This is a genomic window from Pseudomonas sp. FG6, assembly GCF_057809015.1.
The window spans coordinates 1-13,777 of the sequence record NZ_JBMDJD010000010.1; the positions used below are offsets into that span (position 1 = coordinate 1).

The following is a 13,777-nucleotide window of genomic DNA, read 5'->3' on the forward strand; positions in this document are numbered from 1 at the left end:
AGCTTGCTCCCGCTCGGCCGGTCCGACGCCTCGGGCGCAGCAGTCGCAAAACCAGGCAATGCGGTTTACCTGAAACAGTGCAAGGGCCTGCTTGGCAGGCCAGCGGGAGCAAGCTCCCTCGCCACAGGGGCTTGCTCTAGGACGTCAGCCCGCCACCAATACCCGAATCGCCTCCAGGCGCAACGCCGCTTTTTCAAGCATCGCCAGGCCTTGCTCGCGCTGTTGGCGCAGGGCTGCCAGTTCGCTGTCGCGGACGGTCGGGTTGACGGCTTGCAGGGCGGTCAGGCGTGCCAGTTCTTCGTCGATGTCGGCGGCCAGGCGGCGTTGGGCGTCGGCGACGCGTTCGGCATGACGCGGGGCGACTTTGTCTTCCCCGGCGTTGATCCGTGGCGTGAGCTGGTCACGTTGCGCCTGGATGAACTTGTTGGCACTGGTGCGTGGCACGCTTTCGAGCTGGTCGTTCAGCGTTTCAAACGATACCCGGGCGGCCAGGTCGTTGCCGTTGGTGTCGAGCAGGCAGCGCAGGGCGGCCGGTGGCAGGTAGCGGCCCAGTTGCAGCGCGCGCGGGGCGACCACTTCGCTGACATAGAGCAGCTCCAGCAACACGGTGCCGGGCTTGAGCGCCTTGTTCTTGATCAGCGCCACGGCGGTGTTGCCCATCGAGCCAGACAACACCAGGTCCATGCCGCCTTGCACCATCGGGTGCTCCCAGGTGATGAACTGCATGTCTTCGCGAGACAGCGCCTGGTTGCGGTCGTACGTGATGGTCACGCCTTCGTCGTCGCCCAGCGGGAAGCTGGCGTCGAGCATTTTTTCGCTCGGCTTGAGGATCAGCGCGTTGTCCGAATGGTCTTCGCTGTCGATGCCAAAGGCGTCGAACAGGGTCTCCATGTAGATCGGCAGGGCGAACTGGTCGTCCTGCTCAAGGATCGCTTCCACCAACGCGTCGCCTTCACCGGCGCCTCCGGAGTTGAGCTCCAGCAGCCGGTCGCGACCGGTGTGCAGTTCGGCTTCCAGGCGTTCACGCTCGGCGCGGGCTTCGTCGATCAGCGCTTGCCACTGGCCATCGTCGGCTTCTTCCAGCAAGGGCAGCAGGCGTGGGCCGAACTGATGCTGCAAGGCGTTGCCGGTCGGGCAGGTGTTGAGGAAGGCGTTCAGGGCCTCGTGGTACCACTGGAACAGCCGCGCTTGCGGGCTGGTTTCCAGGTACGGCGCGTGCAATTCGATGGTGTGCTTCTGGCCGATCCGGTCCAGGCGACCGATCCGCTGTTCCAGCAGGTCCGGGTGGGACGGCAGGTCGAACAGCACCAGGTGATGGGCGAATTGGAAGTTGCGACCTTCACTGCCGATTTCCGAGCAGATCAGCACCTGGGCGCCGAACTCTTCGTCGGCGAAATAGGCCGCGGCGCGGTCACGCTCCAGAATGCTCATGCCTTCATGGAAGGTCGTGGCCGGGATGCCGGAGCGCACGCGCAAGGCGTCTTCCAGGTCCATGGCGGTTTCGGCGTGGGCGCAGATCACCAGCACTTTGGTGCGCTTGAGCATCTTGAGGGTGTCGATCAGCCATTCCACGCGCGGGTCGAAACGCCACCAGCGTTCTTCTTCGCTGGTATCGGCCTGGGCCTGGAAGCTGACTTCCGGGTACAGCTCGGCGTGATCGCCCAAGGGCAGTTCGAGGTATTCGTCCGGGCACGGCAGCGGGTAGGCGTGCAGCTTGCGCTCCGGGAAGCCCTGCACCGCAGCGCGGGTGTTGCGGAACAGCACGCGGCCGGTGCCGTGGCGGTCCAGCAGTTCGCGCACCAGACGGGCGCTGGCCTCGACGTCGCCATCATTGACGGCGGTCAGCAGCGCTTCGCCTTCGTTACCCAGGAAGCCACGGATGGTGTCGTGGGCCTTGGGCGAGAGACGTCCCTTGTCCAGCAGTTCCTGCACGGCTTCGGCCACCGGGCGATAGTTTTCGCTCTCGGCGCGGAAGGCCTTGAGGTCATGGAAGCGGTTCGGGTCCAGCAGGCGCAGGCGTGCGAAGTGGCTGTCCTGGCCCAGTTGTTCCGGGGTCGCGGTAAGCAGCAGCACGCCGGGGATCGTCTCGGCCAGTTGCTCGACCAGCGCGTATTGCGGGCTGACCTGGTCTTCGTGCCAGACCAGGTGGTGGGCTTCGTCGACGACCATCAGGTCCCAACCGGCGGCGAACAGCGCGTCCTGGGCCTTCTCGTCGTCCACCAGCCACTCCAATGCCACCAGTGCCAGTTGGGTGTCTTCGAACGGGTTGCTGGCATCGCTTTCGATGAAGCGCTCTTCATCGAACAGCGCGACCTGCAGGTTGAACCGTCGGCGCATTTCCACCAGCCACTGGTGCTGAAGGTTTTCCGGCACCAGGATCAGGATGCGGCTGGCGCGCCCGGAAAGCAGCTGCCGATGGATGATCAGGCCGGCCTCGATGGTTTTGCCCAGGCCCACTTCGTCCGCCAGCAATACTCGCGGGGCAATGCGGTCGGCCACTTCACGGGCAATGTGCAACTGGTGGGCGATCGGCTGGGCGCGTACGCCGCCCAGGCCCCAGAGCGGGGACTGCAACTGGCGGCTGGTGTGTTCCAGGGTGTGATAACGCAGGGAGAACCAGGCCAGCGGATCGATCTGGCCGGCGAACAGACGGTCGCTGGCCAGGCGGAACTGGATGAAGTTCGACAGTTGGGTTTCCGGCAGGGTGACGGCTTCGTTCTGCCCGTTGAGGCCGTGGTAGACCAGCAACCCGTCGATGTCATCGACTTCGCGCACGGTCATTTTCCAGCCTTCGAAATGAGTGATCACATCGCCCGGCGAAAACCGCACGCGGGTGAGGGGTGCATTCCGTAGCGCGTACTGGCGTGTGTCGCCAGTGGCCGGGTAGAGCACGGTCAACAAGCGACCGTCCTGTGCCAGAACGGTGCCTAAACCCAGCTCGGCTTCGCTGTCACTGATCCAGCGTTGCCCCGGTTGATACTGCTGCGCCATGCTGCCTGACTCCCGCCTTGAAAAAGCCGGTTATCTTAACGGAATGCGTCTTCAGACCAAAGGACTTACGTATGCTCGCGGTGCTCACCGCAGGGAACTTAAACGCGTCCGACGATCAAACAGGCTCCGCACTGCTTAAGTGTAGTAGTGCCAACCGGATCACAAGTTTCGGACCAGCGGTTCAAGCCTTCAAGGGTGCCGCCGACAACCTGAGGACAGGAGACCTTTATGTTGCCAACCATGCTCCCTTTGAGCGCCGTACCCATCACCGCTCAACAGGATCCAGTCCGCCAGCGACCGGATATACCGCCCGTGGTCCCGGTGCAACAAACCTCCAACGAGAGCACCATCGACCTGCAAAAACGCGATCCGCAAGAGTCCGCGCTGCTGTTGCGCGAGGAACAGCAACGCCAGCAGGAGCGCGACAGGCGCCGCCGCGAAGCCGACGAAGACCCTGAGGAGCATCTGGCGGTGCCTGGGACTGAGCTCAATGCCGACAACACCGTGCCCGTGGTGCCGCTGATTGAAGATGAAGCGCGCCGGGGATTGTGGGTCGATATCAAGATCTGATCCGCAGGCTGGCCGACGTACGCAGGCTGGTCAACGCTTGCAACAGCCCGCATCATGGACGCATTCGCATTCCACATCGGTGCCGACACGCCATGAGCCAAGACGACAAGCTGATCGACCTCAGCGCCGAACGCGCCAAGCGCGTTCATGACCTCAATGAAAAACGCCTCAACGAAGTCCGCCAGGCTTTCGAGCAAGCCATGCCATTGGGCAAGCCTGGGAAAAAGCCGAAAAACAAACCGAAGAAGAAGCGTTGATGGCGTCCCTGGTTTGACGTCCCTCGTGATTCGTTGACGGCTCTTAATTTTGTTGTCGGCACTATAATTCGACGGCGACACCCCCTCTATTTGTTGATGCAGATCAGTTTATTCCCCACCTTTACGCCCCGTTGCGGGCGTTATTGACCCCGGTCAATTTCCATCCAGGCCTGATTGGTTAACTTGAACCCATCGCAGCAAGGGCAAGACCAGGAGGCCAGTCATGTTTTTCGATAATGTGGTGTTTGCCGGGGTGTTGACCGTAGGCCTCATGTTTGTATTTTTCGCCGGCTTTGGATTATTCATCTGGAAAGACGCACACAAGCGCAGAAAACCGTAGGTCTTTCCAGCTACAACGAGCACGCAAGGCATTTTGGGCGACTTCGGTCGCCCTTTTTTTTTGCGCATTTTCTGAGGGTACGAAGAACCACTGTGGGAGCGGGCTTGCTCGCGAATGCGCTGGATCAGAAAAAGTAAGGTGACCGACCCTCCGCATTCGCGAGCAAGCCCGCTCCCACAAGTTGTTCAGTGTCTTGGCATAAAAAAAGGTGCGACCCGCAAGGGTCGCACCTTTTTTGTCAGCGGCTGGAATCAGCTGCCAATGGCCTTGGACGCCAGCCAGAACAGGCCGGCCGACAGGGCCACGGTCGCTGGCAGGGTCAGTACCCAGGCCAGCAGGATGTTGCGCACGGTGCCGCCTTGCAGGCCGCTCTTGTTCGCGACCATGGTGCCGGCTACGCCCGAGGACAGCACATGGGTGGTGGATACCGGCAGGCTGAAGATGTTGGCCAGGCCAATCATGCACGCGGTGGTGATCTGGGCCGACATGCCTTGGGCATAGGTCATGCCTTGCTTGCCGATTTTTTCACCGATGGTCAGCACCACACGTTTCCAGCCGATCATGGTGCCCAGGCCCAGCGCCAGGGCGACCGCCAGGATCACCCAGAACGGCGCGTACTCGGTGGTGCCGGTCAGGTCCTTGCGCAGCTTGTTCAGGTCGTCTTTTTCACGCGCAGCCAGCTCCGGCAACTTGCCGACCTTCTTCGCCGTATCGTCCAGGCAGAGCAGGTAGCGGCGCACTTCGATGCGGCTTTCCGACGGCAGCGAGTGATAGTCCGCCACGCCCTTGAGGGTATCGAGCAGGGCATTGATGGTGGGTTCGGTCTGCTGCGGGTTGCAGCGGAATTTCTCCGGCAGATCGCCTTCCACGCTTTTGCCCAGCGCCAGGAATTCACCCAGGGAATCGCTGTTGCGCTTGTAGAACTGGCTCAGGTGCAGGGTCGCGTCGCGGGTCCGCTCGATCTGGTAGGTGGTGCTGCCCAGGTCGAGTACGAACTGCGAAGGCACGATACCGATCAGCACCAGCATGATCAGGCCGATACCTTTCTGGCCGTCGTTGGAACCGTGGACGAAGCTCACGCCCATGGCCGAAATCACCAGCACCAGGCGGTTCCAGAACGGTGGGTGTTTCTTGTCGTCGACCTTGCGACGCTGTTCCGGCGTCTTGTGCATCTTGGAGATCGGACGCCACCACTTCAGGCCGATCAATACCAGGGCGGCGACAAGGAAACCGGCCATCGGCGAGAATACCAGGGAGGCGCCGATGTCGATCGCCTTCTGCCAGTTCACCCCGTCGGCCAACGGAATATCGTTGATCAGCGCGTTGGCCAGGCCCACGCCGAGGATCGAACCGATCAGGGTATGGGAGCTGGACGCCGGGATACCGAAGTACCAGGTGCCCAGGTTCCAGGTGATGGCCGCTGCGAGCAGCGAAAACACCATGGCCAGCCCGTGTCCGGTGTTCACGTTGATCAGCAGTTCCACGGGCAACAGATGGACGATGGCGTACGCCACGCCCACGCCGCCCAGCAGCACGCCGAGGAAGTTGAACACGCCGGAAAAGAACACCGCCAGGTGGGGCGGCATGGCTTTGGTGTAGATAACAGTGGCAACCGCGTTAGCGGTGTCATGAAAGCCGTTGATGAACTCGAAGGCGAGGACAAAAGCCAGGGCGAGGAAGAGGCTCACAAGCACCCAAGCATCCAGTCCGCTGAATAAATCGATCATGAAGGTTTTCTGACCCGGTCATAAGGGGGCGCGATTATGCCAGAAAACCGTGGGAATCGATGCATCGCCTGCTCGTCGGTAACATTCTTCAACGAAAAAAATTGTGGAAAGCCCGTCTGGCCGGGCTTGCCGACAGCTGGCGCAAGCCATTGATTTCGGGCTGGAAAGCCCGACGGACAAGGGGTGTCAGGAAAAATGAAAAGGGTCAGAGCGCTGTGTGAAATATCTGAAAAGAAAGTCAGCAGGAGCATTTCTCGACCGATTGGCGGGCGAGGGGGGCGGCCCGCTCATGGCGGGCATCCGGTACCGGCGTCCGGCCTGGGTGTCGGCCGGATACCGCAGTCACAAGAACTTCGGGGCTTGGGCGTCATTGCTCATCGGCACGGAGTTCTTTTTCCATCTTCTGAAGTTCCTGGGTGAAAGCCTGGTCCTGGACAGTGGCACGTTTGCGCCAAGGTTTGCGTTCAGGTTCAGGTTGGGCGGCATAAGTGGTGACTTCACCGCCGTAAACTTCCTTGTAACGTTGTTCCTGGCGCTCAAGTTCCGCGCGCAGTTCTTCTTTCGTCACAGTGTTACCTAATGAATTGAAATTGAATCTGGTGATACGCACTGCATGCGTGCATGCAGACGGCCACGGCACCAGAGCTGACAGCTGACGTAGCATCAGGGCTTCGTGTTGTTGCCAATACAGGGAAAGCAGCCATGAACGGCGCTTCGGGCACCTGTTGCCGGCACCGAGGTGTAAACCACCGTGCCTGCCGGACGGTGCGGTCGAATGGCCGCAGCGTCACTGGGTTGCATTATAGCGGTCCGGCCGGATAACACTATCGGGAAGTTAAAAGTCTCAGTTGTTGTGTGCATCAATATTTGTATGTGCAACTTGTGACCCTTGGGTCAGGTCGATTTTTCAAGTGTGTCGGTATCCTGACGTCATTCATTGTGACAAGTTCAATATGATGTACAGCGTGCTTGAAATGGTCGCCGGAGTTGCTCCTCGAACTTTATCGAGCGCTTGTCAGGGCTCAGCGGTGGCAAAGGGGGCTGTGGAATTGCGATTATCGCGCGGCGGTTCGATAATCGAACGCTCTTGGCAGGCCAACCCTTGTCTCTCGAAAGGACTGGCGCTTGTAATAGCCCTCACTTCCCGGAGAAGGACCCGACAATGAACGACCAGCTGCGCAACGCCTTCACTTCAGTGGCGCCACCGATTGTCGCGTCTCCGGCCAAGCGGATCCAGGCGCTGACCGGCGACCCGGACTTCATGACTTCCCTGGCGCGAGGCCTGGCTGTGGTCCAGGCGTTCCAGGAGCGCAAGCGGCACCTGACCATTGCCCAGATCAGTCATCGCACGGAAATCCCGCGCGCCGCCGTCAGGCGCTGCCTGCATACCTTGATCAAGCTGGGCTACGCCACCACGGACGGGCGCACCTATTCGCTGCTGCCCAAAGTGCTGACCCTCGGCCACGCCTATTTGTCGTCCACGCCCCTGGCCGTTTCTGCCCAGCCCTATCTGGACCGCATGAGCGAGCAACTGCACGAAGCCTGCAACATGGCAACGCTCGAAGGCGACGACATTCTTTATATCGCCCGCTCGGCCACGACCCAGCGCCTGATTTCCGTGGACTTGTCCGTCGGCGGGCGCTTGCCAGCCTATTGCACGTCCATGGGCCGGATTCTCCTGGCGGCCCTGGACGATGCATCGCTGCGCGACTACCTGGACCACGCCGACCTGCAGGCCAAGACCAGTCGGACCCTGCATACCCCCGAAGCGTTGCTGGAGTGCCTGCAAGAGGTGCGCAAGCAAGGTTGGTGCATCGTCGACCAGGAACTGGAGCAGGGCCTGCGCTCGATTGCCGTGCCGGTGTACGACGCGTCCGGCCAGGTGGTCGCGGCCCTGAACGTCAGCACCCACGCCGGACGGGTCAGTCGCAATGAGCTGGAGCAGCGCTTCCTGCCCGGTTTGCTAGGGGCCAGTCGGGACCTGAGTGCGCAGCTGTTCGCCTAAGCTGTTCGATCACCGCACAGAGTCGTCCCCAGCGAATTGACGGTATTTACCTCGCCTCATTAATGTCGCGGCAGCGTCATCCGGCGTGATCGAGCCTGGCTCGTGCGCTGGAGGGCGACTCGACACAATAATAATGAGAGACGCGATGAACCAGCCCCAGACCTCTGTAGGCCATTGCCTTGATGTGCAGTCCTTCATCAACGCCCAACCCATTTCGCGCTACCAATGGCGGGTGGTGATCCTGTGTTTTTTGATTGTGTTCCTCGATGGTCTCGACACGGCCGCCATGGGCTTCATTGCCCCGGCGCTGTCCCAGGATTGGGGGATCGATCGCGCCAGCCTTGGCCCGGTCATGAGTGCCGCGCTGATTGGCATGGTGTTCGGCGCACTGGGCTCAGGGCCGTTGGCTGACCGTTTCGGGCGAAAAGTCGTACTCGTGGGGGCGGTGGTGCTGTTTGGCGCTTTCAGTCTGGCGTCCGCCTACAGCACCAACGTCGATCAATTATTGATGTTGCGTTTCCTCACCGGGCTGGGCCTGGGTGCGGGGATGCCGAACGCTACCACTTTGCTGTCGGAGTACACCCCGGAACGCAAGAAATCCTTGCTGGTGACCAGCATGTTCTGCGGCTTCAACCTGGGCATGGCCGGCGGTGGGTTTATCTCCGCCAAGCTGATACCGACGTTCGGCTGGCACAGCCTGTTGTTGATCGGCGGGATCCTGCCGCTGATCCTGGCCGTCGTGTTGCTGTTCTGGTTGCCGGAGTCGGCCCGTTACCTGGTGGTGCGTAATCGCGACACCGACAAGGTGCGCAAGGCCCTGGCACCGATCGATCCGCAGCGCGTTGCCCAGGCGGCGAGCTTCAGTGTCCCGGAACAGCAGACCGTCAAGGCCCGCAATGTATTGGCGGTGATCTTCTCCGGTCGCTTCAGCGCCGGCACGCTGCTGTTGTGGCTGACCTATTTCATGGGGCTGGTGATCGTTTACCTGCTGACCAGCTGGTTGCCGACCTTGATGCGCGACAGTGGCGCGAGCATGGAGCAGGCGGCGTTTATTGGCGCGCTGTTCCAGTTCGGTGGCGTGTTGAGCGCGGTCGGCGTGGGATGGGCGATGGACCGGTTCAATCCCCACAAGGTCATTGGCCTTTTCTACTTGATGGCCGGGATCTTTGCCTACGCGGTCGGGCAAAGCCTGGGCAACATCGCTGTGCTCGCCACCCTGGTGCTGTTGGCCGGCATGTGTGTCAACGGTGCGCAATCGGCGATGCCGTCCCTGGCGGCGCGTTTCTACCCGACCCAAGGCCGGGCCACCGGTGTCTCGTGGATGCTGGGCATCGGTCGATTCGGCGCGATCCTCGGGGCCTGGATGGGCGCGACCCTGCTGGGCCTGGGGTGGAGCTTCGAGCAAGTCCTGACCGCGCTGGTGATCCCGGCTGCCCTGGCGACCACGGCGGTGGTGATCAAGGGCATGGTCAGTCATGCGGATGCGACTTAAATCACGATGACTCCTGTGGGAGCGGGCTTGGATAAATCGATAGCCAAACAACAATCCGTTCGATAACCGAACACTCAGTCGATTATCGGATTGTTTGGCCTTTTTCCTCGGCTTAACCTTCAGTCACTCCGGCGCCAATCTCACGCCATCTCTTCATGTCGGTCTACTGGAAAACGGGAGCCTGCCCCATGGCTGAAATCCTTTCGCTGCATGACGCGGTGAAGCAGTTCGTCAACGACGGCGATACCGTCGCGCTCGAAGGCTTCACTCACCTGATTCCTACGGCGGCGGGTCATGAAATCATTCGCCAGGGCAAGAAAGAGCTGACCCTGGTGCGGATGACACCTGACCTGATCTACGACCAACTGATCGGCGCCGGTTGTGCCCGCAAGTTGATCTTCTCCTGGGGTGGCAACCCTGGCGTGGGGTCGTTGCACCGGTTGCGCGATGCCGTGGAAAAGCAATGGCCGCACGCGATGGAAATCGAAGAGCACAGCCATGCCGACCTGGCCAACGCCTACGTCGCCGGGGCCTCCGGCCTACCGTTCGCGGTGCTGCGGGCCTACGCCGGTTCTGACCTGCCGAAGGTCAACCCGCTGATCAAGAGCGTGACCTGTCCCTTCACCGGCGAAGTGCTGGCCGCCGTGCCTTCGGTGCGCCCGGATGTCACGGTGATTCACGCACAGAAAGCCGACCGCAAGGGCAACGTGTTGCTGTGGGGCATTCTCGGTGTGCAGAAAGAAGCCGCCTTGGCCGCCCAGCGTTGCATCGTCACCGTGGAGGAAATCGTCGACGACCTCAACGCACCGATGAACGCCTGCGTACTGCCGACCTGGGCCTTGAGCGCCGTGTGCCGGGTACCGGGCGGTGCCCATCCGTCCTACGCCCATGGCTACACCGAGCGTGACAACCGTTTCTACCAGGCGTGGGACCCGATCGCCCGAGACCGTGGGACCTTTACCGCGTGGATCGACGAATACATCCACGGCACCCGGGACTTCAGTGAATTCCAGGCCAGACTGGCAGCCGCTTCGCAGGTGAAACCATGACCTACACCACCAACGAGATGATGACCGTCGCCGCGGCGCGGCGGTTGAAAAACAATGCGGTGTGCTTCGTTGGCATCGGCCTGCCGTCGAAAGCCGCCAACCTGGCGCGGCTGACGTCCTCGCCGGATGTCGTGCTGATCTACGAGTCCGGTCCGATCGGCGCCAAGCCCAGCGTGCTGCCGCTGTCCATCGGCGACGGTGAGCTGGCGGAAACCGCGGATACTGTCGTGCCAACCGGTGAGATTTTTCGCTACTGGCTGCAGGGCGGGCGCATCGACGTCGGTTTTCTCGGCGCCGCCCAGGTCGACCGTTTCGGCAACATCAACACCACGGTGGTGGGCGATTACCATCAGCCGAAAGTCCGCCTGCCGGGCGCCGGTGGCGCGCCGGAAATCGCCGGCTCGGCCAAGAGCGTGCTGATCATCCTCAAGCAGTCGGCGCGCTCATTTGTCGACAAACTGGATTTCATCACCTCGGTCGGTCACGGCGAGGGCGGTGATTCGCGCAAACGCCTGGGCCTGCCGGGCGCAGGGCCCGTCGGCATCATCACCGACCTGTGCATCATGGAGCCGGAAGTCGACACCCATGAATTCGTAGTCACCTCGCTACACTCCGGGGTGACCCGCGAGCAAGTCATTACGGCCACCGGTTGGGCGATCCGTTTCGCCGACCAAGTGCACACCACCGCCGAGCCGACCGAGGTGGAGCTGCGCGCACTGCGCGACCTGGAAGCGCGTACCGCAGCGGCCCACGGCCAGGCACCGGGAGAAGCGTGATGCGCGACGTGTATATCTGTGATGCGATTCGCACCCCCATCGGCCGTTTCGGCGGCGGTTTGTCGGGCGTGCGCGCCGATGACCTGGCGGCCGTGCCGATCAAGGCGTTGATGGAGCGCAACCCGTCGGTGGACTGGCGTGCGGTGGACGAAGTGTTCCTCGGCTGCGCGAACCAGGCCGGTGAAGACAACCGCAACGTGGCGCGCATGGCGCTGCTGTTGGCGGGCTTGCCGGAGAGCATTCCCGGCGTGACCCTCAACCGCCTCTGTGCCTCGGGCATGGATGCCATCGGCACAGCGTTCCGCGCCATCGCCAGCGGCGAAATGGAGTTGGCGATCGCTGGCGGCGTGGAGTCCATGTCCCGCGCGCCGTTCGTGATGGGCAAGGCCGACGCGGCGTTCTCGCGCAACATGAAGCTGGAGGACACCACCATTGGCTGGCGCTTCATCAACCCATTGATGAAGGCCCAATACGGCGTGGATGCCATGCCGCAGACGGGTGATAACGTCGCCGACGACTACGAAATTTCCCGCGAGGATCAGGACGCTTTCGCCCTGCGCAGTCAGCAACGGACGGCTGCTGCCCAAGTGGCAGGCTACTTCGCCGAGGAAATCGTGCCGGTGCGCATCGCCCACAAGAAAGGCGAAACCGTGGTCGAGCAGGACGAACATCCGCGCGCCGACACCACCCTGCAGGCCCTGGGCAAACTCAAGCCGGTCAACGGTCCGGACAAGACCGTCACGGCGGGTAACGCCTCGGGGGTGAACGATGGCGCGGCGGCATTGATCCTGGCGTCGGCCGAGGCGGTGAAAAAACATGGCTTGACCCCGCGCGGCAAAGTGCTGGGCATGGCCAGTGCCGGCGTCGCGCCCCGGGTGATGGGCATCGGCCCGGTGCCGGCGGTGCGCAAGCTCACCGAGCGCTTGGGGTTGGCGGTGGCGGATTTCGACGTGATCGAACTCAACGAGGCCTTTGCCAGCCAGGGTCTGGCGGTGCTGCGCGACCTCGGGCTGGCGGACGATGCGCCGCAGGTCAACCCGAACGGCGGGGCGATCGCCCTTGGCCATCCGCTGGGCATGAGCGGGGCGCGCTTGGTGCTGACCGCGCTGCATCATCTGGAAAAGACCGGCGGCAAGAAAGGCCTGGCGACCATGTGTGTCGGCGTCGGCCAGGGTCTGGCATTGGCCATCGAACGTGTCTGACGCGTCGTCCTACTAATAAGAAAACGAGGAATGCTTCATGACTGACAAGCCTGGTTATCGTCGCCCCCAAGCGGGCACCCAGCCGGAATATCTGCACCCGCCGTACCAGTCCACCAACCTGCGCTCGCCGTCCAAGCCGCTGGTGTTCCTGCCCCATTCGTTGTCGGAAATTACGGGCCCGACCGTAGGCGCCGAACGTATCCAGGAGCAGGACAACGACCTCACCGCGCAGCATGCCGGCGAGCCGCTGGGGGAGCGGATCATCATTCACGGGCGCGTGCTGGATGAGCACGGCCAGCCAGTGCCGGGCATTCTCGTGGAGATCTGGCAAGCCAATGCCGCCGGCCGCTACAACCATGACCGCGACAACCATAATGCGCCGCTGGACCCGAACTTCACCGGCACCGGCCGCACCGTCACCGATGCCGACGGCTGGTACCAGTTCCAGACCATCAAGCCTGGCGCCTATCCGTGGGGCAACCACCACAACGCCTGGCGCCCGGCGCATATCCATTTCTCACTGTTCGGGCCGAGCATTCTGACGCGGCTGGTGACGCAGATGTATTTCCCCGGCGACCCACTGCTGGCCTACGACCCGATCTACAACTGCGTGCCGGACACCCGCGCCAAGGAACGCTTGATCGCCAGCTTCGACCTGGAAAAAACCGTCCCTCACTACGCCCTCGGTTATCGCTGGGACATCGTCTTGCGCGGCCGCGATGCCACGCCGATGGAGAAATAAGATGACGCTTACCGCCACCACGTCCCACACCGTTGGCCCGTACTACCACATCGGCCTGACCTGGCTGAACCGCGAAGACCTGACCGTTGCGCAAACCCTCGGCCAGCGCGTGGCGATCACCGGACAGGTGATCGACGGCAACGGCCAGTTCGTCAACGACGCGATGCTGGAAGTCTGGCAGGCCAACGCCGCCGGTAAATACGCTCACCCGGAAGACGATCAGGACAAACCCCTGGACCCGCACTTCGAAGGCTTCGGCCGGGTGCCGGTGGATGCCGAAGGGCGTTTTCGTTTCACCACCATCAAGCCGGGCAGCGTGCCGGGCCTCAACGGCACGACCCAGGCACCGCACCTGGTGGTGCTGGTGTTTGCCCGTGGGCTGGTCAAGCACTTGCTGACGCGCATCTATTTTGACGGTGAGCAGGCCAACGAAACCGATCCGCTGCTGGCCTGCGTACCTGAGGAGCGTCGTGCCACGTTGATCACCCGTCCCGATGCATCGGGCATCTATCAGTGGAACGTGATCCTGCAGGGTACGGATGCCGAGACGGTGTTCTTCGATTACTGATCGAACCTGTGGTGATGCCATCGCGGGCAAGCCTTGCTCCCACAGAGACTGCAACCTG

At 62.1% G+C, this 13,777-nt stretch carries 13 protein-coding genes; 10 read left to right on the forward strand and 3 right to left on the reverse strand.

Annotated elements, in window-relative coordinates; translation table 11 throughout:
• Positions 1-144: 144 nt before the first annotated feature.
• A complete protein-coding gene (gene rapA / locus ACODSJ_RS08475; RefSeq protein WP_489101291.1) occupies positions 145-2,991 on the reverse strand; it encodes an RNA polymerase-associated protein RapA in 2,847 nt (948 codons plus the stop codon).
• Between the two features lie 228 nt (positions 2,992-3,219).
• On the opposite strand from rapA, the gene ACODSJ_RS08480 reads away from it, so the two are divergent.
• The 3 genes from ACODSJ_RS08480 (at position 3,220) to ccoM (ending at position 4,158) form a co-directional block, all read left to right on the forward strand.
• On the forward strand, positions 3,220-3,561 hold the full coding sequence (locus ACODSJ_RS08480) for an aspartate-semialdehyde dehydrogenase (protein WP_489101292.1): 342 nt from the start codon (positions 3,220-3,222) through the stop codon (positions 3,559-3,561).
• A gap of 92 nt (positions 3,562-3,653) precedes the next feature.
• The gene (locus ACODSJ_RS08485; protein WP_260956956.1) at positions 3,654-3,818 is read left to right on the forward strand and encodes a hypothetical protein; all 165 of its coding nucleotides are present in this window, start codon (positions 3,654-3,656) and stop codon (positions 3,816-3,818) included.
• A gap of 223 nt (positions 3,819-4,041) precedes the next feature.
• Positions 4,042-4,158 carry a cytochrome c oxidase subunit CcoM gene (ccoM, locus tag ACODSJ_RS08490; RefSeq protein ID WP_285229303.1) on the forward strand — a complete coding sequence of 39 codons (117 nt, stop codon included), beginning with the start codon at positions 4,042-4,044 and terminating at the stop codon, positions 4,156-4,158.
• Positions 4,159-4,409: 251 nt separating this feature from the next.
• Here ccoM and ACODSJ_RS08495 read toward each other — a convergent pair whose 3' ends face one another.
• Together ACODSJ_RS08495 and ACODSJ_RS08500 are read right to left on the reverse strand one after the other, a co-directional pair.
• Positions 4,410-5,885: an inorganic phosphate transporter gene (locus ACODSJ_RS08495; protein ID WP_489101293.1), complete on the reverse strand. Its 1,476-nt coding sequence runs from the start codon at positions 5,883-5,885 to the stop codon at positions 4,410-4,412.
• Positions 5,886-6,252: 367 nt separating this feature from the next.
• On the reverse strand, positions 6,253-6,453 hold the full coding sequence (locus ACODSJ_RS08500) for a hypothetical protein (RefSeq protein ID WP_489101423.1): 201 nt from the start codon (positions 6,451-6,453) through the stop codon (positions 6,253-6,255).
• Between the two features lie 594 nt (positions 6,454-7,047).
• On the opposite strand from ACODSJ_RS08500, the gene pcaR reads away from it, so the two are divergent.
• The 7 genes from pcaR to pcaG all read left to right on the forward strand — a co-directional run bounded on the left by pcaR (position 7,048) and on the right by pcaG (position 13,719).
• A complete protein-coding gene (gene pcaR / locus ACODSJ_RS08505) occupies positions 7,048-7,890 on the forward strand; it encodes a pca regulon transcriptional regulator PcaR (protein ID WP_489101294.1) in 843 nt (280 codons plus the stop codon).
• Between the two features lie 145 nt (positions 7,891-8,035).
• Positions 8,036-9,382 (forward strand): 4-hydroxybenzoate transporter PcaK, encoded by a 1,347-nt coding sequence (gene pcaK / locus ACODSJ_RS08510; RefSeq protein WP_489101295.1) that lies wholly within the window; start codon positions 8,036-8,038, stop codon positions 9,380-9,382.
• A 188-nt stretch (positions 9,383-9,570) separates the two neighbouring features.
• The gene (locus tag ACODSJ_RS08515) at positions 9,571-10,431 is read left to right on the forward strand and encodes a CoA transferase subunit A (RefSeq protein WP_489101296.1); all 861 of its coding nucleotides are present in this window, start codon (positions 9,571-9,573) and stop codon (positions 10,429-10,431) included.
• A complete protein-coding gene (locus tag ACODSJ_RS08520) occupies positions 10,428-11,207 on the forward strand; it encodes a CoA-transferase subunit beta (RefSeq protein WP_489101297.1) in 780 nt (259 codons plus the stop codon). Before ACODSJ_RS08515 ends, ACODSJ_RS08520 begins: the two co-directional genes overlap by 4 nt.
• Positions 11,204-12,409 (forward strand): 3-oxoadipyl-CoA thiolase, encoded by a 1,206-nt coding sequence (gene pcaF, locus ACODSJ_RS08525; protein ID WP_489101298.1) that lies wholly within the window; start codon positions 11,204-11,206, stop codon positions 12,407-12,409. Before ACODSJ_RS08520 ends, pcaF begins: the two co-directional genes overlap by 4 nt.
• A gap of 37 nt (positions 12,410-12,446) precedes the next feature.
• Entirely contained in the window at positions 12,447-13,151 is a 705-nt protein-coding gene (gene pcaH / locus ACODSJ_RS08530) for a protocatechuate 3,4-dioxygenase subunit beta (RefSeq protein ID WP_489101299.1), read from the forward strand.
• Position 13,152: 1 nt separating this feature from the next.
• Positions 13,153-13,719: a protocatechuate 3,4-dioxygenase subunit alpha gene (gene pcaG / locus ACODSJ_RS08535; RefSeq protein ID WP_489101300.1), complete on the forward strand. Its 567-nt coding sequence runs from the start codon at positions 13,153-13,155 to the stop codon at positions 13,717-13,719.
• Positions 13,720-13,777: the final 58 nt, after the last annotated feature.

Bases quoted from the DNA above. Each gene is read 5' to 3' on its own strand.
- rapA (WP_489101291.1), bottom strand. From the start codon at position 2,991: ATGGCGCAGCAGTATCAACCGGGGCAACGCTGGATCAGTGACAGCGAA.
- ACODSJ_RS08480 (WP_489101292.1), top strand. From the start codon at position 3,220: ATGTTGCCAACCATGCTCCCTTTGAGCGCCGTACCCATCACCGCTCAA.
- ACODSJ_RS08485 (WP_260956956.1), top strand. From the start codon at position 3,654: ATGAGCCAAGACGACAAGCTGATCGACCTCAGCGCCGAACGCGCCAAG.
- ccoM (WP_285229303.1), top strand. From the start codon at position 4,042: ATGTTTTTCGATAATGTGGTGTTTGCCGGGGTGTTGACCGTAGGCCTC.
- ACODSJ_RS08495 (WP_489101293.1), bottom strand. From the start codon at position 5,885: ATGATCGATTTATTCAGCGGACTGGATGCTTGGGTGCTTGTGAGCCTC.
- pcaR (WP_489101294.1), top strand. From the start codon at position 7,048: ATGAACGACCAGCTGCGCAACGCCTTCACTTCAGTGGCGCCACCGATT.
- pcaK (WP_489101295.1), top strand. From the start codon at position 8,036: ATGAACCAGCCCCAGACCTCTGTAGGCCATTGCCTTGATGTGCAGTCC.
- ACODSJ_RS08515 (WP_489101296.1), top strand. From the start codon at position 9,571: ATGGCTGAAATCCTTTCGCTGCATGACGCGGTGAAGCAGTTCGTCAAC.
- ACODSJ_RS08520 (WP_489101297.1), top strand. From the start codon at position 10,428: ATGACCTACACCACCAACGAGATGATGACCGTCGCCGCGGCGCGGCGG.
- pcaH (WP_489101299.1), top strand. From the start codon at position 12,447: ATGACTGACAAGCCTGGTTATCGTCGCCCCCAAGCGGGCACCCAGCCG.
- pcaG (WP_489101300.1), top strand. From the start codon at position 13,153: ATGACGCTTACCGCCACCACGTCCCACACCGTTGGCCCGTACTACCAC.